Origin of the sequence: Streptococcus sp. CF4-3, from assembly GCF_024295385.1 — a bacterium.
Classification (GTDB): Bacteria; Bacillota; Bacilli; order Lactobacillales; family Streptococcaceae; genus Streptococcus; species Streptococcus infantis_I.
In genome coordinates, this window is the sequence record NZ_JANCPN010000005.1 from 55,430 (window position 1) to 75,271 (window position 19,842).

A 19,842-nucleotide genomic window follows, 5' to 3' on the forward strand; every position below is an offset into this window, starting at 1 on the left:
AATGCTATGACAGAAAAAAGACTAGCTTGGGATGAGTATTTTGCTGCTCAAGCTCTATTGATTGCCAATCGCTCAACCTGTAAACGTGCCAAGGTAGGAGCTGTTTTAGTCAAGGATAACAAGGTTATTTCAACAGGCTATAATGGTTCTGTATCAGGAACAGAGCATTGTATAGATCATGACTGTCTGGTGATTGAAGGCCACTGTGTCCGCACTCTTCATGCAGAAGTGAATGCTATACTGCAAGGAGCCGAACGTGGAGTTCCTAAAGGCTTTACAGCTTACGTTACTCATTTTCCATGCCTCAACTGTACAAAACAACTGCTTCAGGTAGGTTGTGAGCGTGTTGTTTATATCAACCAATACCGTATGGATGACTATGCCCAACACCTTTATCAAGAAAAAGGGACAGAATTAACACATTTGCCACTTGAGACAGTTCAAGCAGCTCTTCAAGCAGCAGATTTGATCTAGAGTTATAAAAAAATAAATGGTTTAGAAAGATTTTTAAACCATTTTTTGGTATAATAAGAAGAATAAATTGAAAGAAGGAATTCAGAAAATGGGAAAACTTGAAGTTATTAATCATCCACTGATTCAACACAAATTATCAATCTTGCGTCGCACTGACACTTCTACAAAAGCTTTTCGTGAACTAGTAGACGAGATTGCAATGTTGATGGGATATGAAGTGCTTCGTGATCTTCCACTTGAAGATGTAGAAATCGAAACACCGATCACAAAAACAGTTCAAAAACAGTTGGCTGGTAAAAAATTGGCGATTGTCCCAATCTTGCGTGCAGGTATTGGTATGGTTGATGGACTATTGAGTTTGGTTCCAGCAGCAAAAGTTGGTCACATTGGTATGTACCGTGACGAAGAAACCCTTCAACCAGTAGAATACTTGGTAAAATTACCTGAAGATATTGACCAACGTCAAATTTTTGTAGTTGATCCTATGCTTGCAACAGGTGGATCAGCGATTTTGGCTGTTGACTCCCTCAAAAAACGTGGAGCTTCAAACATCAAGTTTGTCTGCCTTGTATCAGCTCCAGAAGGTGTGAAGGCACTTCAAGCAGCACACCCTGATGTAGAAATCTTTACAGCAGCTTTGGATGAACGCTTGAACGAACATGGTTACATCGTTCCAGGTCTTGGAGATGCTGGAGACCGCTTGTTCGGAACAAAATAAGATTCTAAAGTGATATTGAGACTATAGCCTAGTCTTAGTTTTGAAAGGAGGTTGAATTTTTGTATCTGTCTTTAGAATAGAGCAAAAATTTGACCTTTTTTGACCAAGGATATATAATAATCCTAATAACAAAGAAATTAGAAATCAAAAGGAGAAATGAATGATTCCTGTAGTTATTGAACAAACAAGTCGTGGAGAACGCTCGTATGACATCTACTCACGTCTTCTTAAGGACCGCATTATCATGTTGACTGGACCAGTCGAAGACAATATGGCAAACTCAGTTATCGCCCAATTGCTTTTCTTGGATGCCCAAGATAGTACAAAAGATATTTACCTTTATGTAAACACTCCTGGAGGTTCTGTATCAGCTGGTTTGGCAATCGTTGATACTATGAACTTTATCAAGGCAGATGTCCAAACTATCGTTATGGGAATGGCAGCATCAATGGGAACTGTCATTGCATCTAGTGGTGCTAAAGGTAAACGTTTCATGCTTCCAAATGCAGAGTATATGATTCACCAGCCAATGGGTGGAACTGGTGGCGGAACTCAGCAGACTGATATGGCTATTGCAGCTGAACACTTGCTTAAAACCCGTAAGACTTTGGAGCAAATTCTTGCAGATAATTCTGGTAAATCTGTTGAACAAATTCATAGAGATGCTGAACGTGATTACTGGATGAGCGCTCAAGAAACTCTTGACTACGGTTTTATTGACGAAATTATGGCTAATAATTCTTTGAATTAAACTACTAAAGCAAGCTCGACTGAGCTTGTTTTTTTTGATATAATAGAAGGAAGATTGTTAGAAGGAAGTTGAATTATGTTTCAAAAAGAGAATCGGTCTGGTCTGATTATCTATTTATACTATAATCGCGATGCTAAAAAACTCGCAAATTATGGTGATATTTGTTACCACTCAAAAAAACATCGTTACCTACAACTTTATGTTCCAACAGAGGAAGTAGAGGAGCTGGTAAATCGTTTAGGAAAAGAGAAATTTATCAAGAAAGTGAGAGTTTGTCATATCCAAGAATTGGAAACTCCTTTCGTTGGGAACCTATATAAAACTAGCGAAAACGTTATCATTTAAAAAGTGAGAGAAACTTGTTGACAATTTTCTGATAATTCGGTATATTCTTAACATGTAATTTAAATTGAACCTTAAAAGGAGATAAACATGAAGAAAAAATTTGCATTGTCACTTGTAGCTCTTGCAAGTACAGCTCTTTTAGCAGCTTGTGGGGAAGTGAAGTCAGGAGCTTCAAACACAACAGGTAATCCAATTGATGAAAAAGTTGTAAAAATTGGTTTCAACTTCGAAGAAACTGGTGCTGCAGCATCTTACGGTACATCTGAGCAAAAGGGTGCTCAACTTGCAGTTGATCAAATCAATGCTGCAGGTGGTATCGATGGAAAACAAATCGAAGTAGTGGACAAAGATAACAAATCTGAAACTGCTGAAGCTGCTTCTATTTCAACAAACCTTGTTACTCAATCTAAAGTAGCTGCTATCGTAGGACCTGCGACTTCAGGTGCAACTGCAGCAGCAGTAGCAAATGCTACACAAGCTGGGGTTCCATTGATTTCTCCAAGTGCCACTCAAGATGGTTTGACTAAAGGTCAAGATTTCCTTTTCATCGGAACATTCCAAGATAGTTTCCAAGGAAAAATCATCTCAAACTACGTTTCAAACAAATTGAACGCTAAGAAAGTGGTCTTGTATACAGATAACTCAAGCGACTACGCTAAAGGTATTGCAAAATCATTCCGTGATTCATTCTCAGGCGAAATCGTAGCAGATGAAACGTTCGTAGCAGGTGATACAGACTTCCAAGCAGCTTTGACAAAAATCAAAGATAAAGACTTTGATGCAATCGTATTGCCAGGTTACTACACAGAAGCCGGTAAAATTGTAAACCAAGCTCGTGGTATGGGAATTGATAAACCAATCGTTGGTGCTGATGGGCTTAATGGTGCAGAGTTTGTTCAACAAGCAACTGCTGAAAGAGCAACAAACATCTACTTCATCTCAGGATTCTCAACTACTGTTGATGTTTCAGATAAAGCAAAAGCCTTCCTTGAAGCTTATCGTGCAAAATACAACGAAGATCCTTCAACATTTGCGGCTCTTGCTTATGATTCAGTTTACCTTGTAGCTAACGCAGCAAAAGGTGCAAAAACTTCAGTTGATATCAAGAACAATCTTGCTAAAACACAAAACTTCGAAGGTGTTACAGGTCAAACAAGCTTTGATGCAGATCACAACACTGTGAAAACAGCCTACATGATGACCATGAATAATGGTAAAGTAGAAGCGGCAGAAGTCGCTAAACCATAATTATAGATATTGGAAATGGGGAATGAGCTTTTACTCACTCCCTGTTTCGGTGTTTATAAAGGGATTATTTTTTTATAAAATCCTAAAAATAAAACTTAGAAAGAGTGAACCATATGCTTCAACAACTTGTCAATGGTTTAATCTTGGGTAGTGTCTATGCTTTGCTAGCCCTGGGTTATACTATGGTTTATGGAATTATCAAGCTTATTAACTTTGCCCATGGCGATATCTATATGATGGGTGCTTTCATGGGTTATTTCTTGATTAATGCCCTCCATTTAAATTTCTTTTTAGCCTTAATTTTGTCCATGATTGGTTCAGCTATTCTCGGTGTTATCATCGAGTTTCTAGCCTACCGTCCACTCCGACATTCAACTCGTATCTCTGTATTGATTACTGCTATCGGGGTATCCTTCTTGCTTGAGTATGGAATGGTCTATCTAGTAGGTGCCAATACACGTGCCTTCCCTCAAGCAATCCAAACAGTTCGTTATGACTTGGGTCCAATCAGTCTAACAAATATTCAATTATTGATTTTGACAGTTTCGATTGTTTTGATGATTCTTTTGCAACTCATTGTGCAAAAAACAAAAATGGGGAAAGCCATGCGTGCCGTATCTGTAGATAGTGATGCAGCTCAGTTAATGGGGATCAACGTAAACCGTACAATCAGTTTCACCTTTGCCTTAGGTTCAGCTCTGGCTGGTGCAGCAGGTGTCTTGATTGCCCTTTACTACAACTCTCTTGAACCATTGATGGGAATGACTCCGGGTATTAAATCATTCGTGGCTGCCGTTTTAGGTGGAATCGGTATTATTCCTGGTGCAGCTCTTGGAGGTTTTGTAATCGGACTATTGGAAACTTTTGCAACAGCCTTCGGAATGTCAGATTTCCGTGATGCTATCGTGTACGGAATCTTGCTCTTGATCTTGATTGTTCGTCCAGCTGGTATCCTTGGTAAGAATGTGAAAGAGAAGGTGTAAACAATGAAAGAAAATTTAAAAGTTAATATTCTCTGGTTGCTCCTTTTGTTGCTTGGATATGGTGTGATTAGCTTATTAGTTTCGTTTGGTATTTTAAACCTTTTCCATATTCAGATTCTAGAACAAATCGGTATCAATATTATTCTTGCAGTAGGACTTAACCTTATCGTTGGTTTTTCTGGTCAATTTTCTCTTGGACATGCTGGGTTCATGGCTATCGGTGCCTATGCAGCAGCTATTATTGGATCAAAATCTCCAACTTATGCTGCCTTTTTTGGAGCTATGTTGCTCGGTGCTATCATTGCTGGTTTGGTTGCCTTGGTCGTTGGAATTCCTACCCTTCGTTTGAAGGGGGACTACCTTGCAGTTGCGACACTTGGGGTTGCTGAAATTATCCGTATCCTAATCGTCAATGGTGGTGATTTAACAAACGGAGCTGCTGGTATCCTTGGTATTCCAAACTTTACTAATTGGCAAATGGTATACATTTTTGCCGTAATTACGACAATTGCAACGCTTAATTTCCTTCGTAGTCCAATCGGTCGTTTAACCTTGTCTGTTCGTGAAGATGAAATTGCAGCTGAATCTGTCGGGGTCAATACAACAAAAATCAAAATTATCGCATTTGTCTTTGGAGCTATGACTGCAAGTATTGCAGGTTCCCTTCAAGCAGGATTTATCGGTTCTGTTGTGCCTAAGGATTATAGCTTTATCAATTCTATCAACGTTTTAATTATCGTTGTATTTGGTGGCTTGGGATCAATTACAGGAGCAATTGTCGCTGCGATTGTTCTTGGTATTTTGAATATGTTCCTTCAAGACGTAGCTAGCGTTCGTATGATTATCTATGCTTTGGCCTTGGTACTTGTTATGATCTTCAGACCAGGAGGCCTTCTAGGAACATGGGAATTGAGCCTATCAAGACTCTTTAAAAAAGGTAAGAAGGAGGGACAAAACTAATGGCATTACTTGAAGTAAAACAGTTAACCAAGCATTTTGGTGGTCTGACTGCTGTTGGAGATGTAACTCTAGAATTGAACGAAGGTGAACTTGTTGGCTTGATTGGACCGAATGGTGCTGGGAAAACAACTCTTTTCAACTTGCTGACAGGAGTTTATGAACCAAGCGAAGGAACAGTAACCTTGGATGGTCACTTGTTAAATGGCAAGCAACCCTATAAAATTGCTGCTCTTGGTTTAGGGCGTACCTTCCAAAACATCCGCCTCTTTAAAGACTTGACAGTTTTGGATAACGTTCTTATTGCATTTAGTAACCATCATAAACAACATGTTTTTGCAAGTTTCTTGCGCTTACCAGCTTTTTATAAGAATGAAAAAGAATTAAAAGCCAAAGCCTTAGAATTACTAAAAATCTTTGATTTAGATGGTGATGCTGAAACCTTAGCTAAAAACTTAGCCTATGGCCAACAACGTCGTTTGGAAATTGTTCGTGCCCTTGCTACAGAACCTAAAATCCTCTTCTTGGATGAGCCTGCAGCAGGTATGAACCCACAAGAAACTGCAGAATTGACTGAGTTGATCCGTCGCATCAAGGATGAATTCAAGATTACCATCATGCTGATTGAACATGATATGAACTTGGTCATGGAAGTCACTGAACGTATCTACGTACTTGAGTACGGTCGTTTGATTGCTCATGGGACACCAGATGAAATCAAGAACAATAAACGTGTTATCGAAGCTTATCTTGGGGGTGAAGCCTAATGTCTATGTTAAAAGTTGAAAACCTCTCAGTTCACTACGGTATGATTCAAGCTGTACGTGATGTGAGCTTTGAAGTTAATGAAGGAGAAGTTGTTTCACTTATCGGTGCTAACGGTGCTGGTAAAACAACTATCCTTCGTACCCTATCAGGTCTTGTGCGCCCAAGTTCTGGTCGAATTGAATTTTTGGGACAAGAAATCCAAAAGATGCCTGCACAAAAAATTGTGGCATCAGGTCTTTCACAAGTTCCAGAAGGACGTCATGTTTTCTCTGGTTTGACTGTTATGGAAAACTTGGAGATGGGAGCCTTTCTTAAGAAAAATCGTGAAGAGAATCAAGCAAATTTGAAGAAAGTCTTCGCTCGTTTCCCTCGTTTGGAAGAACGTAAAAATCAAGATGCGGCTACTCTATCTGGTGGTGAACAGCAGATGCTTGCCATGGGACGTGCCCTCATGTCAACGCCTAAACTTCTTTTATTAGATGAACCATCAATGGGGCTTGCGCCAATCTTTATCCAAGAAATTTTTGATATCATCCAAGATATTCAAAAACAAGGAACAACCGTTCTCTTAATTGAGCAAAATGCCAATAAAGCACTTGCCATCGCTGACCGAGGATATGTTCTTGAAACAGGAAAGGTTGTCCTATCAGGAACAGGAAAAGAACTAGCAGCATCAGACGAAGTCAGAAAAGCATATCTAGGTGGCTAAAAAGGTCCGGGGGACCTTTTTAGTCGGCGGATAAAAATTGCGGCAGCAATTAACATCTAGTCTGGGGGATTGTTTTAATCTGCGGATAAAGATTGTAAAGCAATCATACAATCTACATAAGTATAAGATTAAGGGCTCTAAGTTGAGCTCTTTTTCGTAAAGTCCTTCAGATTTTTCTGAATCTTGAAAAAGAAATGAAAGCGTTTGATAGCTTTCCGTAAAAAGTGTATAATAAAACTATAAACATAAAGGAGATTTCCTATGGCAGTTAAAGATTTTATGACACGCAAGGTCGTTTATATCAGTCCTGATACAACTGTTGCACACGCAGCAGATTTGATGCGCGAACAAGGCTTGCACCGTCTCCCTGTTATTGAGAATGATAAATTAGTAGGCTTGGTAACAGAAGGAACAATCGCTGAAGCTAGTCCTTCAAAAGCGACTAGTCTTTCAATCTTCGAGATGAATTATCTGCTTAATAAGACAAAAGTAAAAGACGTCATGATTCGAGATGTTGTAACTGTCTCAGGCTATGCAAGTTTAGAAGATGCAACTTATCTCATGCTTAAAAATAAGATTGGTATTTTGCCAGTTGTTGACAATGGACAATTGTATGGAGTCATTACAGATCGTGATGTATTCAGTGCCTTTCTTGAAATCGCTGGTTATGGTGAAGAGGGTGTTCGTGTTCGTTTTATCACAGAAAATGAAGTTGGGGTCTTAGGTAAGATTATTTCTTTAATTGTTGAAGAAAATCTTAATATCTCTCACACTGTTAACATTCCACGTAAAGATGGTAAAATTGTTATTGAAGTTCAAATTGAGGGAAGCATTGATCTTTCATCATTGAAAAAGAAATTCGAGGATGAAAATATTCTCGTAGATGAAATTACAAAAACTTCTGCAAAAAAACTCTAAAAAGAAAAATATAACTTACTTTAAGCTTGCGAAAAAAACTTTTTTCTAGTATAATAGTTTATTGTGAGCAAACCTCACTTACCCCTTGCAAGGGCTTGGGGTCATTAGACCAAAAGGAGGAACATATCAATGGCTAAATACGAAATTCTTTATATCATTCGTCCAAACATTGAAGAAGAAGCGAAAAACGCTTTGGTAGCACGTTTTGACTCTATCTTGACTGACAACGGTGCAACTGTTGTTGAATCAAAAGATTGGGAAAAACGTCGTCTTGCATACGAAATCCAAGATTTCCGTGAAGGACTTTACCACATCGTTAACGTTGAAGCAAACGATGACGCAGCTCTTAAAGAGTTTGACCGTCTTTCAAAAATCAACGCTGACATTCTTCGTCACATGATCGTCAAACTTGACGCGTAAGAAGGTAGATTATGATTAACAATGTTGTACTTGTAGGGCGTATGACACGTGACGCTGAGTTACGTTATACCCCATCAAATGTAGCAGTTGCGACTTTTACTCTTGCAGTAAACCGTACATTCAAGAGTCAAAATGGCGAACGTGAGGCTGATTTTATCAATGTCGTTATGTGGCGCCAACAGGCTGAAAATCTTGCTAACTGGGCTAAAAAAGGCTCTCTTGTCGGGATTACAGGTCGTATTCAGACTCGTAGTTACGATAACCAGCAAGGACAACGTGTCTACGTGACAGAAGTCGTAGCTGAGAATTTCCAAATGTTGGAAAGCCGTAGTGCTCGTGAAGGACAAAGTGGTGGAGCTTATTCTGCACCAACTGCCAGTCATGCAGCACCTACAAATTCAGTACCTGACTTTTCACGTGATGAAAATCCATTTGGATCAACCAATCCTTTGGATATTTCAGATGATGATTTACCATTCTAATGGACAATTAATACTATAAAGGAGAAAAAACATGGCTCAACAACGTCGTGGCGGATTCAAACGCCGTAAAAAAGTTGATTACATCGCAGCAAACAAAATTGAATATGTTGATTACAAAGATACTGAGCTTCTTAGCCGTTTCGTTTCAGAACGTGGGAAAATCCTTCCACGTCGTGTAACTGGAACTTCAGCTAAAAACCAACGTAAAGTAACAACAGCTATCAAACGCGCTCGCGTAATGGCTTTGATGCCTTTCGTAAACGAAGATTAAAGAAAAGACCCTTACGGGTCTTTTTTTCACGAGCATTGAAATGTGAGAGCGAGTTGGGGTCCGGGTGACCTCTTTTTCATGAGCATTGAAATGTGAGAGCGAGTTGAGGTCCAGTGGACCTCTTTTTCATGAGATAGTTTTTTTTGACCTTGGCGTGCTATAATGGTAATAGAAAGAGTAAAGGTGGGTAAGTCAAAGATGAATTGTACGATTGGAAATGAATGCAACTAGCCAAAATAATGATGATTTGGTTTTGTATCTAGTAAAGGAATTCGGATAAGAGACAAGGATTTTATTGGGGATGTGGGATTTCTCTACTTTATGGTATAATGGAAGGAGTGAATTGAAGGAGGTATTATAATGGATGTCAAGTTAAGATACAAGGCTAAGAAGATTAAGATTATCTTTTTTGATATAGATGATACTTTACGAAATTCAAAGACTGGCTTTATTCCAAGCACTATTCCAACAGCCTTTAAACAATTACGTGATAAAGGAATTTTGACAGGAATTGCGACTGGTCGAGGTATTTTTGGTGTCGTCCCAGAGATTAAAGCCCTCAAACCTGATTTCTTTGTAACCTTGAATGGTGCTTATATTGAGGACAAAAAGGGCAATGTCATTTATAGTAACAAAATTGCTAAAGATAAGGTTGAAGAGTATATTACTTGGACCAAAGAAGTTGGGATTGATTATGGTTTGGTGGGAAGTCATGCTACTAAACTATCAAGGCGAACAGAGATGATTAGCCAGGCGATTGACCCGATTTATCCTGATTTAGAGGTGGACCCTGATTTTTACCAAAAAGAAGATATTTATCAGATGTGGACATTTGAAGACCAGGGAGATGATCTGAAATTGCCTGATACTTTGGCATCGACCTTACGTATGGTTCGTTGGCATCGTAACTCATCTGATGTAGTACCTTTAAATGGTTCTAAGGCAGCTGGGGTAGCAAAAGTTGTAGAACATTTAGGTCTTAAACCTGAGAACGTCATGGTTTTTGGGGATGGACTTAACGATTTGGAGCTCTTTGATTATGCAGGCATTAGTGTTGCTATGGGCATTTCTCATGACAAAATCAAAGAAAAAGCAGATTATATTACAAAAACACTAGAAGAGGATGGCATTTTTAATGCCTTAGAAGGATTCGGTATGGTAGAAAAAGAATTACATTTTCCACAAGTTAACATTGAAACAGTAGAAGGTCCAATTGTGACTATTAAGACAAATCATGGGGATATGCGTATCAAACTTTTCCCTGATCACGCACCAAAAACAGTAGCCAACTTTATTGCTCTGTCAAAAGATGGATACTATGACGGTGTGATTTTCCACCGTATTATTAAAGATTTTATGATTCAAGGTGGAGACCCAACTGGAACCGGTATGGGTGGTGAATCTATCTATGGTGAGTCATTTGAGGATGAGTTTTCAGAAGAACTTTACAATGTCCGTGGAGCCCTTTCTATGGCCAATGCTGGACCAAATACAAATGGTAGCCAGTTCTTTATCGTGCAGAATCAACACTTGCCATATTCTAAGAAAGAAATTGCTCGTGGTGGTTGGCCAGAGCCAATTGCGGAGATTTATGCAGAACAAGGTGGAACTCCTCACCTAGACCGTCGTCATACTGTATTCGGTCAACTTGCGGATGAAGCTTCTTATGAAGTTCTGGATGCAATTGCAGGTGTCGAAACAGGTGCAATGGACAAGCCAGTTGAAGATGTCGTAATTGAAACTATTGAAATTGAGGACTAAAATGAAAATCGGTGATAAGCTAAATGGCCGTATTACTGGGATTCAGCCCTATGGAGCTTTTGTTGAGTTAGAAACAGGAGTGACAGGACTGATTCATATTTCGGAGATTCGGACAGGATTTATCGAAAATATTTACGAGGTTTTAAAAATCGGTGATGAAGTCCAGGTACAAGTAGTAGATTTTGACGAATATACAGGGAAGGCTAGTCTTTCCATTCGTACCTTGGAAGAAGAAAAACATCAACTTCCTAGACGGAGACGTTTTTCGAATGATCGCATCAAACATGGATTCGCGCCGCTTGGTCGCATGATGCCTGTTTGGACACGAGAAGCCTTGGAACATTTAAAGAAAAACAGTAATTGATATCCTCTCAAATTATTGTGATGTTATTATATTTTGTTATAATAGAAGTATGAACGAAGAACAATTATTAAAATCAGGAGAGCGCATTAACCAACTCTTCTCTACAGATATCAAGATTATTCAAAATAGAGAGGTTTTCAGCTATTCGGTGGATAGTGTACTTTTGTCACGCTTTCCTCGTTTCCCTAAAAATGGGTTAATTGTGGATTTTTGTGCGGGCAATGGAGCTGTTGGACTGTTTGCCAGTAGCCGGACCAAGGCTAAAATTCTATCTGTTGAAATCCAAGAACGCTTGGCAGATATGGCTGAACGCTCAGTGCGTTTAAATGGGCTGGACGGACAGATGCAGGTCATCTGTGATGATTTGAAGAATATGCCTAGTCACATTCAGGGGAGCAAGGTTGATTTGATTTTATGCAATCCGCCTTATTTTAAAGTGGATCCAAATTCTAATCTGAACGAAAGTGAGCATTACCTTTTAGCTCGGCATGAAATTACAACCAATCTTAAGGAAATCTGTCGTAGTGCCCAGAGTATTCTCAAATCAAATGGGCGTTTGGCAATGGTTCATCGACCTGATCGATTATTAGATATCTTAGATACGCTCCAACAGCATAATCTGGCTCCAAAACGTCTGCAATTTGTTTATCCTAAACGGGAGAAGGAAGCTAATATACTTTTGATTGAGGCTATTAAAGACGGCTCCACTAGTGGTTTTAAGGTTTTACCACCACTCATTGTTCATAATAGTGATGGTACTTATACACCAGAAATTCAAGAGATTTACTATGGATCATAAGGCTTATATGTATGTGGTAGAGTGTCGTGATGGTTCCTACTATACAGGCTATACAACAGATGTGAAGAAACGGATTGCCGTTCACAATAGCGGTAAAGGTGCAAAATATACACGCGCTCGATTGCCGGTAAAACTCATCTTTGCAGAAGGTTTTGACAGCAAGGAAGAAGCCATGTCTGCTGAAGCTCTTTTCAAGCGCAAGACTCGCATGCAAAAAGAACATTATCTCAAAGAGTGTCAAAATAAGAATTTAGTAGATACTTTTGAAATGTAATGAGGAGTCCTTTGGCTCCTCTTATTTTTGTCAAAAATTGAAAAAAATGCTACAATAAAGAGAATAAAGAAACGAGGTATTATCATGTCTAAGATTCTAGTATTTGGTCACCAAAATCCAGACTCAGATGCTATTGGTTCATCTGTAGCTTTTGCTTATCTTGCAAAAGAAGCATACGGTTTGGACACAGAAGCGGTGGCTCTTGGAACTCCAAATGAAGAAACAGCTTTCGTCTTGAACTATTTTGGTGTAGACGCACCGCGCGTGATCACATCTGCTAAAGCAGAAGGTGCAGAACAAGTCATCTTAACAGACCACAATGAATTCCAACAATCTGTTTCAGATATCGCTGAAGTAGAAGTTTACGGTGTGGTGGACCACCACCGTGTGGCTAACTTTGAAACTGCAAGCCCACTTTACATGCGTTTGGAACCAGTTGGATCAGCATCATCTATCGTTTACCGCATGTTCAAAGAGCATGGCGTAGCTGTTCCAAAAGAAATCGCAGGTTTGATGCTATCAGGTTTGATTTCAGATACTCTTCTTTTGAAATCTCCAACAACCCACCCATCTGATAAGGTGATTGCGCCTGAATTGGCTGAATTGGCTGGTGTGAACTTGGAAGAATACGGTCTTGCCATGCTCAAGGCTGGTACAAACTTGGCAAGCAAATCTGCTGAAGAATTGATTGATATCGATGCTAAGACATTTGAACTTAATGGAAACAATGTCCGTGTGGCTCAGGTCAATACAGTTGATATTGCTGAAGTCTTGGAACGCCAAGCTGAAATCGAAGCAGCCATCCAAGCCGCAAATGCAGCTAACGGCTACTCTGACTTTGTCTTGATGATTACAGACATCGTCAACTCAAACTCAGAAATTTTGGCTCTTGGTGCTAATATGGACAAGGTAGAAGCAGCTTTCAACTTCAAACTTGAAAACAACCACGCTTTCCTTCCAGGTGCTGTTTCACGTAAGAAACAAGTGGTACCACAATTGACTGAAAGCTTTAATGCATAATCATAGATGGGAAAGCCCATTGTTAAAAAGGAGTTTCGGCTCCTTTTTTGCTAGGAGAGAAGTATGTTAGAAAATGGCGATTTGATTTTTGTGAAAGATGATTCGAATATAGGACAGGCCATCCAGGAATCTACTGGTCACTATAGCCATGTGGCCATCTTTTTGGACGGACAGGTCTATCATGCCACGGTAGAAGGTGGTGTCCTTGCTCAGTCTCCTGAGGAATTCTTTGAAGCTGGAAAAGTCTATGACCTTTATCACTATGAGCAGATTGATGGTGCAGAGGTCAAAAAGCGAGCAGAGAGTCTCTTAGGGGCTCCCTACAATGCGTCCTTTTACCCAGATGGAGATGGTTTCTATTGTTCCCAGTTTGTAGCAGAAATTCTTCCTATTTTTGAGACCATTCCCATGAAGTTTGGAGATGATACACAGGAAATCAGTGATTTCTGGAGAGAATATTATCGAGAGCTGGGGCTTCCTGTACCACTGAATCAGCCGGGGACAAATCCAAGTCAATTAGCAGTATCTCCTCTTTTAGTTTGTAAAGAAAGGAATCTTTATGATTCATATTTTTAATCCATCTCGCTTAACGCGACAGCCATTCTTTAAGGATTTAATTGATTTTCTAGACCAGCATGACGATGTTATCCTCCGTGAAATCAAGGCTCAGTTTCCAGAGATACCAGTTGATAAGTTTTTGGAGGAATACATTAAAGCGGGTTTGATTTTGAGAGAAAACAAACGCTATTATCTCAATCTTCCCTTTCTAGAATCTACAGAATCTCTTGTACTAGACCAGGAAGTCTTTGTGAGAGATAATAGTCCTGTTTATCAAGAAATCCTGGAGAAAGATTTTCAGACAGAATTGCGCAATCAAACAAATGCAGCTATCCTAGAAGAGCACACCGATTTTGCAAGGGAAAAGATGACCTTGTCCAATTACTTCTACAGGGTCAAGTTCCAGTATCCACTGACGGAAGAGCAGCAGAGACTGTATGAAATTTTAGGGGATGTCAATCCTGAGTATGCTCTCAAGTATATGACTACTTTTTTGCTCAAGTTTCTTAAAAAAAATCAACTGATACAGAAACGACGTGATATCTTTGTTGATAGTCTAGTCTTATTAGGCTACATCGTTCAAAACGAAGATGGGAAATATGAGTTGGCTGTAGAATTTGATAAAGAACGATTCGTCTTTAGAAAAAAATAGAAGAAGGCTAGGAATTTTCCTAGCCTTTCTATTGTTTGATTAAAGATAACGTTCAGCGATGGCGGCATCACCTGGATATTCTTCTTTTACACCATTGACGATTTGGTAGCAGTCAGCTCCTTTTCCAGCGATAATAACAGCATCCAGTTCTTGACTTGTAACAGACATCGCAGTCTTGATGGCTTGCTCACGGTCAGCAATCTTTTCAACAGGACGACGGATGTAGCTACTAATTTCATCAGCAATGGCCATTGGATCTTCATAGTTTGGATCGTCAGCCGTTAGAAATACTTGAATTTCAGGATGTTGATCGAGGAGAAGTCCAAAGTCCTTACGACGGCTTTCTCCCTTATTTCCAGTAGAACCAAGAACTAGAGCAATTTTTCCAGTCTGATGTGTTTCAACGACTGAGATTAGTTTTTTAAGACTGTCACCATTGTGGGCGTAGTCGATGAAAACTTTAGCGCCATTTTTCTGAGTGAGAACCTCCATGCGGCCAGGAACGCGTGTTGCAGCAATCCCTTTTTTAATGTCTTCAAGACTAGCACCTAAACGAAGGCAAGCAAGTCCAGCAGCGACAGCATTTTCTTGGTTAAAATATCCAATCAACTGGATATCATAATCTCCAGCTAATTTACCAGTAGCTGAGAAGCTAAAGGCTTTGGAGTTTTCGATTTGGTTATCAGATTGGCTACCGTAGAAGTCATGCTCTTGGTTCTCAACTTGTTCTTTTAGAATAGAGAAGTGGTCCATATCGCTATTAATGACAACTGCTCGGCTATTTTTCATCAAGAGACGCTTGTGGTAGAAGTAGTCTTCAAAGGTTGGATGCTCAATAGGACCAATATGGTCAGGACTGATATTTAGGAACACTCCTACATCAAAAGTGAGGCCGTAGACTCGCTTCACCAAGTAGGCTTGACTAGAAACTTCCATAACAAGGTGGCTTCTTCCATTATCAACTGCCTGCGCCATCATATCAAAGAGGTCGATGCTTTCAGGTGTTGTCAGAGCAGACTTGAAGAAAGTTTTTCCGTCCAAAGTCGTATTCATAGTTGATAACATAGCAGGACGATGTTGCTGATTTAAGATATTGTAGGCGAAGTATGCCGCTGTTGTTTTTCCTTTGGTACCAGTGAAAGCGAGAAGTTTTAGTTTTTCCTGCGGATTGCCATAAAATTCCATGGCAATCAAACTCATAGCCTTCTTAATATCGCTAACAACGATGACAGGAATGCCTACTTCATAATCCTGCTCCGCTACATACCAACCGAGTCCTTGTGAGATTGCCGAAAGAAGAAATTCCTTCTTAAAAGCAGCTCCTTTTACAAAAAAGAGGCTATTATCTTTTGCTTTTCGGCTATCGTAGCAGATGCTATCAAAAGTTACATCATTAAAATAATAGTGGTAATGTCCTTGGTCGATAATCTCACGGAAGAGATCGTCTTTCTTTAAAATATCTAATACGGTTTCAATCTTTATCATACTTTCTATTGTAAACTGAAAGTCTGAATTTTACAAGTAACAAGGAAAAGTTTATAATGGAAGATAAGGAACATTTCCTAGTTATTAAAATTGAATGAGGAAGTTATGTCTAACGAAAATAATCATCAGCAGGCCCAGATGTTACGCGGGACTGCCTGGCTTACAGCTAGTAACTTTATCAGTCGCCTGCTCGGGGCTATTTACATTATCCCTTGGTATATTTGGATGGGCACATATGCTGCTAAGGCTAATGGTCTCTTTACTATGGGTTATAATATCTACGCCTGGTTCTTGTTGATTTCGACAGCAGGTATCCCAGTGGCGGTCGCTAAGCAGGTCGCTAAATACAATACCATGCATGAGGAAGAGCATAGTTTTGCCCTGATTCGAAGCTTCTTAAGCTTTATGACTGTATTGGGACTTGCCTTTGCTTTGATCTTATATCTCTTTGCACCTTGGTTGGCTGATCTTTCCGGTGTCGGTAAGGATTTGATTCCCATTATGCAGAGTCTAGCTTGGGCTGTCTTGATTTTCCCGTCTATGAGTGTTATCCGTGGATTTTTCCAAGGGATGAATAATCTTAAACCTTATGCCATGAGTCAAATTGCTGAGCAGGTTATCCGTGTGATTTGGATGCTCTTAGCAACCTTTATCATCATGAAGCTCGGTTCAAAAGATTATCTATCGGCAGTTACTCAATCTACTTTTGCTGCTTTTGTGGGAATGGTAGCTAGTTTTGCAGTCTTGCTTTATTTCCTTTATAAGGAAGGATTGCTTCAAAAAGTATTTGAAACTCGAGATAAGATTGATAGTAAGAGTCTACTGGTTGATACGATTAAGGAAGCTATTCCCTTTATTATAACAGGTTCAGCTATTCAACTTTTCCAAATCTTGGACCAAATGACCTTTATCAATAGCATGAAGTGGTTTACCAACTATAGTAATGAAGATTTGGTTGTCATGTTTTCTTATTTCTCTGCCAATCCTAATAAAATCACTATGATTTTGATTTCCGTAGGAGTATCAATCGGTAGCGTTGGATTGCCTCTCTTGACTGAGAACTATGTAAAGGGTGATTTACAAGCAGCTTCTCGCTTGGTACAAGATAGTATTACTATGCTCTTCCTATTCCTCTTACCTGCAACGGTTGGAGTAGTCATGGTAGGAGAGCCCCTCTATACAGTCTTTTACGGTAAACCTGATAGTTTGGCTTTGGGGTTGTTTGTCTTTGCAGTCTTGCAGTCAACTATCCTCGGTTTATACATGGTTTTATCACCAATGCTTCAGGCTATGTTCCGTAACCGCAAGGCAGTACTATATTTTGTCTATGGTTCGCTTGCTAAGCTCCTTTTACAACTACCATCAATAGCGATTTTCCATAGCTATGGTCCTCTCATTTCAACGACCATCGGTCTTATCATTCCAATTGTTTTAATGTACCGTGAAATCTGTCAGATTACAGGTGTTCGCCGAAAGATTATCTTGAAGAGAACAATCTTAGTTTCTATTTTGACTCTAGTTATGTTTATTCTAGTAGGACTCTTGCAATGGATTATTGGATTTGTCTTCCAACCAACTGGACGTTTCTGGAGTTTCCTATATGTCGCCTTAATTGGTACAATCGGTGGCGGGCTTTACGGAGTTATGTGTCTCTATACTCGACTTTTGGATAAGGTTATTGGGCAGGAAAAAGCAAATCAGTTACGAGCACGATTAAAATTATCATAATAGTTTATAAATAAAACGAACAATTTGAACTTTTTACGTAAAAAAAGTCTAAATTGTTCTTTTTTTCTTGAAAAAATACAAAAAAATATAAAAAATGTAGAAAAATATAAATTTTAGAGCATAATCACTTGACTAAAAAAAACAATAGCTGTATAATGATACAAATATTTAAATTTGGAGGTTCTGTTTATGAAAAAGTCTAAGGCAAAATATCTGACGCTGGCAGGCGTTGCCCTAAGTGCAGGTCTGCTATTGGCGGCTTGTAGCAACTCAGCTAGCTCTACAAAGACATACAACTATGTCTATTCTAGCGATCCGTCTAGTTTGAACTATCTTGCAGAAAACCGTGCAACAACCAATGACATCGTTACCAATTTGGTAGATGGGTTGATGGAAAATGACCAATACGGTAACTACGTTCCATCCTTAGCAGAGGACTGGAGTGTTTCTCAGGACGGTTTGACATACACTTATAAACTTCGTAAAGATGCTAAGTGGTATACCTCTGAAGGTGAAGAATATGCTCCAGTAACTGCCCAAGATTTTGTAACTGGTTTGAAATATGCGGCTGATAAAAAATCCGAAGCTTTGTACCTAGTTCAAGATTCTGTAGCAGGTTTGGATGACTATATCAACGGGAAAACAACTGACTTTTCAACTGTCGGTGTTAAGGCGATTGACGACCAAACAGTTCAGTACACTTTGACACGACCCGAATCTTATTGGAACTCTAAAACAACATCAACCATTCTCTTCCCTGTCAATGCAGACTTCCTGAAATCAAAAGGGGATGATTTTGGTAAGGTGGATCCTTCTAGCATTTTGTACAATGGACCTTTCTTGATGAAATCCTTTGTTTCAAAATCTGTCATCGAATTCAAGAAAAATCCGAACTACTGGGATGAAAAAAATGTCTTTGTAGATGATGTGAAATTAGCCTATTATGATGGTAGTGACCAAGATGCACTGGCTCGTAACTTTGTAGAAGGAGTCTACAGCTACGCACGTCTCTATCCAAATAGCTCAAGCTTTGAAGGAATTAAAGAGAAGAACAAAGATAACATCATTTATAGTATGCAAACCGCAACTTCTTATTATTTGAACTTCAACTTGGACAGAAAATCTTATAACTTCACGTCTAAATCCTCAGATATCGAAAAGAAATCAACTCAAGAAGCAGTTCTGAATAAAAACTTCCGTCAAGCCTTCAACTATGCTTATAACCGTACAGCCTATGGAGCTCAATCTCAAGGGGAAGACGGAGCAACGAAGATTATTCGTAACCTGGTTGTACCTCCTACATTTGTAACCATCAATGGGAAAGACTTTGGAGATGTTGTTTCAGAAAAGATGGTCAACTATGGCCAAGAATGGCAAGGAATCAACTTTGCAGATGCGCAAGACCCATACTACAATCCTGACAAGGCTAAGGCTAAATTTGCGGAAGCCAAGAAAGAATTGGAAGCTAAGGGTGTGCAATTCCCAATCCACTTGGATGTAACAGTTGACCAATCATCTAAAAAAGGTGTACTTGAAGCAAGCTCTTTGAAACAATCCATCGAATCTGTTCTAGGAGCTGAGAATGTGGTGATCGATATCCAACAATTATCAACAGACGATTACGATAATTCTGGCTACCTCGCTCAAACTGCAGCTCAAAAAGACTTTGATATCTATAATGGTGGTTGGAGTGCAGACTACTTAGATCCGTCAAGCTATCTTGATATCTTAAATGTCAATAACGGTGGTATGTTGCAAAACATTGGTCTAGAACCAGGTGAGGTCAATGACAAGGCTAAGGCAGTTGGACTCGATACTTACACTCAAATGTTAGAAGAAGCGAACAAGGAGCAAGATCCAGCGAAACGTTATGAAAAATATGCTGAAGTTCAAGCTTGGCTCGTCGATAGTGCCCTTGCAATTCCAAACGTTTCCCTCGGTGGAACACCGACCTTGAGAAAGACAGTTCCATTCTCATCGCCATTCTCACAAGCTGGAAATAAGGGTGTCGAATCATACAAGTACCTCAAGTTGCAAGATAAGACTGTATCGGCTGCTGAGTATGAAAAAGCTAAAGAAAAATGGCTGAAAGAAAAAGAAGAATCTAATAAAAAAGCCCAAGAAGAATTAGCAAAACACGTTAAATAATCAGTCTAT

General features: G+C 39.4%; 23 protein-coding genes and 1 pseudogene. 23 read left to right on the forward strand and 1 reads right to left on the reverse strand.

Annotated features, from left to right (window positions below; translation table 11 throughout):
* The first annotated feature begins 6 nt into the window (after positions 1-6).
* From NML75_RS05890 to NML75_RS05990, 21 genes and pseudogenes are all read left to right on the forward strand, one after another.
* Positions 7-474: a deoxycytidylate deaminase gene (locus NML75_RS05890; RefSeq protein WP_254733534.1), complete on the forward strand. Its 468-nt coding sequence runs from the start codon at positions 7-9 to the stop codon at positions 472-474.
* Positions 475-562: 88 nt separating this feature from the next.
* Complete coding sequence (gene upp, locus NML75_RS05895; RefSeq protein ID WP_004252365.1) at positions 563-1,192, forward strand: uracil phosphoribosyltransferase; 630 nt, start codon at positions 563-565, stop codon at positions 1,190-1,192.
* A 160-nt stretch (positions 1,193-1,352) separates the two neighbouring features.
* Positions 1,353-1,943 (forward strand): ATP-dependent Clp protease proteolytic subunit ClpP, encoded by a 591-nt coding sequence (clpP, locus tag NML75_RS05900; protein WP_254733533.1) that lies wholly within the window; start codon positions 1,353-1,355, stop codon positions 1,941-1,943.
* Between the two features lie 75 nt (positions 1,944-2,018).
* Positions 2,019-2,288, forward strand: a complete 270-nt coding sequence (locus NML75_RS05905) for a YlbG family protein (protein ID WP_004252368.1) — start codon at positions 2,019-2,021, stop codon at positions 2,286-2,288.
* A gap of 87 nt (positions 2,289-2,375) precedes the next feature.
* Entirely contained in the window at positions 2,376-3,536 is a 1,161-nt protein-coding gene (locus NML75_RS05910) for an ABC transporter substrate-binding protein (RefSeq protein WP_254733532.1), read from the forward strand.
* Between the two features lie 113 nt (positions 3,537-3,649).
* On the forward strand, positions 3,650-4,519 hold the full coding sequence (locus NML75_RS05915; RefSeq protein ID WP_004252371.1) for a branched-chain amino acid ABC transporter permease: 870 nt from the start codon (positions 3,650-3,652) through the stop codon (positions 4,517-4,519).
* Between the two features lie 3 nt (positions 4,520-4,522).
* Positions 4,523-5,479, forward strand: coding sequence for a branched-chain amino acid ABC transporter permease (locus NML75_RS05920; RefSeq protein WP_254733531.1), 957 nt, complete (start codon positions 4,523-4,525; stop codon positions 5,477-5,479).
* On the forward strand, positions 5,479-6,243 hold the full coding sequence (locus NML75_RS05925; RefSeq protein ID WP_006151788.1) for an ABC transporter ATP-binding protein: 765 nt from the start codon (positions 5,479-5,481) through the stop codon (positions 6,241-6,243). Before NML75_RS05920 ends, NML75_RS05925 begins: the two co-directional genes overlap by 1 nt.
* Positions 6,243-6,953 carry an ABC transporter ATP-binding protein gene (locus NML75_RS05930; RefSeq protein WP_254733530.1) on the forward strand — a complete coding sequence of 237 codons (711 nt, stop codon included), beginning with the start codon at positions 6,243-6,245 and terminating at the stop codon, positions 6,951-6,953. The genes NML75_RS05925 and NML75_RS05930 overlap by 1 nt, the downstream gene beginning before the upstream one ends.
* Before the next feature lie 261 nt (positions 6,954-7,214).
* The gene (locus tag NML75_RS05935) at positions 7,215-7,871 is read left to right on the forward strand and encodes a CBS domain-containing protein (protein WP_254733529.1); all 657 of its coding nucleotides are present in this window, start codon (positions 7,215-7,217) and stop codon (positions 7,869-7,871) included.
* A gap of 129 nt (positions 7,872-8,000) precedes the next feature.
* The gene (gene rpsF, locus NML75_RS05940; RefSeq protein ID WP_002896497.1) at positions 8,001-8,291 is read left to right on the forward strand and encodes a 30S ribosomal protein S6; all 291 of its coding nucleotides are present in this window, start codon (positions 8,001-8,003) and stop codon (positions 8,289-8,291) included.
* Between the two features lie 11 nt (positions 8,292-8,302).
* The gene (locus NML75_RS05945) at positions 8,303-8,773 is read left to right on the forward strand and encodes a single-stranded DNA-binding protein (protein WP_036755226.1); all 471 of its coding nucleotides are present in this window, start codon (positions 8,303-8,305) and stop codon (positions 8,771-8,773) included.
* Positions 8,774-8,804: 31 nt separating this feature from the next.
* On the forward strand, positions 8,805-9,044 hold the full coding sequence (gene rpsR, locus NML75_RS05950) for a 30S ribosomal protein S18 (protein WP_000068664.1): 240 nt from the start codon (positions 8,805-8,807) through the stop codon (positions 9,042-9,044).
* Between the two features lie 211 nt (positions 9,045-9,255).
* Positions 9,256-9,324 (forward strand): annotated as a pseudogene (locus NML75_RS05955) (GNAT family N-acetyltransferase); the annotation flags it as partial.
* 80 nt (positions 9,325-9,404) lie between these two features.
* Positions 9,405-10,805, forward strand: a complete 1,401-nt coding sequence (locus tag NML75_RS05960; protein WP_254733528.1) for a bifunctional Cof-type HAD-IIB family hydrolase/peptidylprolyl isomerase — start codon at positions 9,405-9,407, stop codon at positions 10,803-10,805.
* Between the two features lies 1 nt (position 10,806).
* A complete protein-coding gene (locus tag NML75_RS05965; RefSeq protein ID WP_004252382.1) occupies positions 10,807-11,169 on the forward strand; it encodes a S1 RNA-binding domain-containing protein in 363 nt (120 codons plus the stop codon).
* A gap of 49 nt (positions 11,170-11,218) precedes the next feature.
* Positions 11,219-11,968 (forward strand): tRNA1(Val) (adenine(37)-N6)-methyltransferase, encoded by a 750-nt coding sequence (locus NML75_RS05970; RefSeq protein ID WP_254733527.1) that lies wholly within the window; start codon positions 11,219-11,221, stop codon positions 11,966-11,968.
* Complete coding sequence (locus tag NML75_RS05975) at positions 11,958-12,242, forward strand: GIY-YIG nuclease family protein (protein ID WP_195184158.1); 285 nt, start codon at positions 11,958-11,960, stop codon at positions 12,240-12,242. The genes NML75_RS05970 and NML75_RS05975 overlap by 11 nt, the downstream gene beginning before the upstream one ends.
* An 84-nt stretch (positions 12,243-12,326) precedes the next feature.
* A complete protein-coding gene (locus tag NML75_RS05980; RefSeq protein ID WP_254733526.1) occupies positions 12,327-13,262 on the forward strand; it encodes a manganese-dependent inorganic pyrophosphatase in 936 nt (311 codons plus the stop codon).
* Between the two features lie 63 nt (positions 13,263-13,325).
* Complete coding sequence (locus tag NML75_RS05985; protein WP_254733525.1) at positions 13,326-13,838, forward strand: YiiX/YebB-like N1pC/P60 family cysteine hydrolase; 513 nt, start codon at positions 13,326-13,328, stop codon at positions 13,836-13,838.
* Positions 13,822-14,472: a DUF1803 domain-containing protein gene (locus NML75_RS05990; RefSeq protein ID WP_254733524.1), complete on the forward strand. Its 651-nt coding sequence runs from the start codon at positions 13,822-13,824 to the stop codon at positions 14,470-14,472. Before NML75_RS05985 ends, NML75_RS05990 begins: the two co-directional genes overlap by 17 nt.
* A gap of 39 nt (positions 14,473-14,511) precedes the next feature.
* Here NML75_RS05990 and NML75_RS05995 read toward each other — a convergent pair whose 3' ends face one another.
* Complete coding sequence (locus NML75_RS05995; protein WP_254733523.1) at positions 14,512-15,957, reverse strand: UDP-N-acetylmuramoyl-L-alanyl-D-glutamate--L-lysine ligase; 1,446 nt, start codon at positions 15,955-15,957, stop codon at positions 14,512-14,514.
* A 105-nt stretch (positions 15,958-16,062) separates the two neighbouring features.
* On the opposite strand from NML75_RS05995, the gene NML75_RS06000 reads away from it, so the two are divergent.
* Both NML75_RS06000 and NML75_RS06005 read left to right on the forward strand, forming a co-directional pair.
* Positions 16,063-17,685 (forward strand): putative polysaccharide biosynthesis protein, encoded by a 1,623-nt coding sequence (locus tag NML75_RS06000; protein WP_254733522.1) that lies wholly within the window; start codon positions 16,063-16,065, stop codon positions 17,683-17,685.
* Between the two features lie 189 nt (positions 17,686-17,874).
* Positions 17,875-19,833: a peptide ABC transporter substrate-binding protein gene (locus NML75_RS06005; RefSeq protein ID WP_049495703.1), complete on the forward strand. Its 1,959-nt coding sequence runs from the start codon at positions 17,875-17,877 to the stop codon at positions 19,831-19,833.
* Positions 19,834-19,842: the final 9 nt, after the last annotated feature.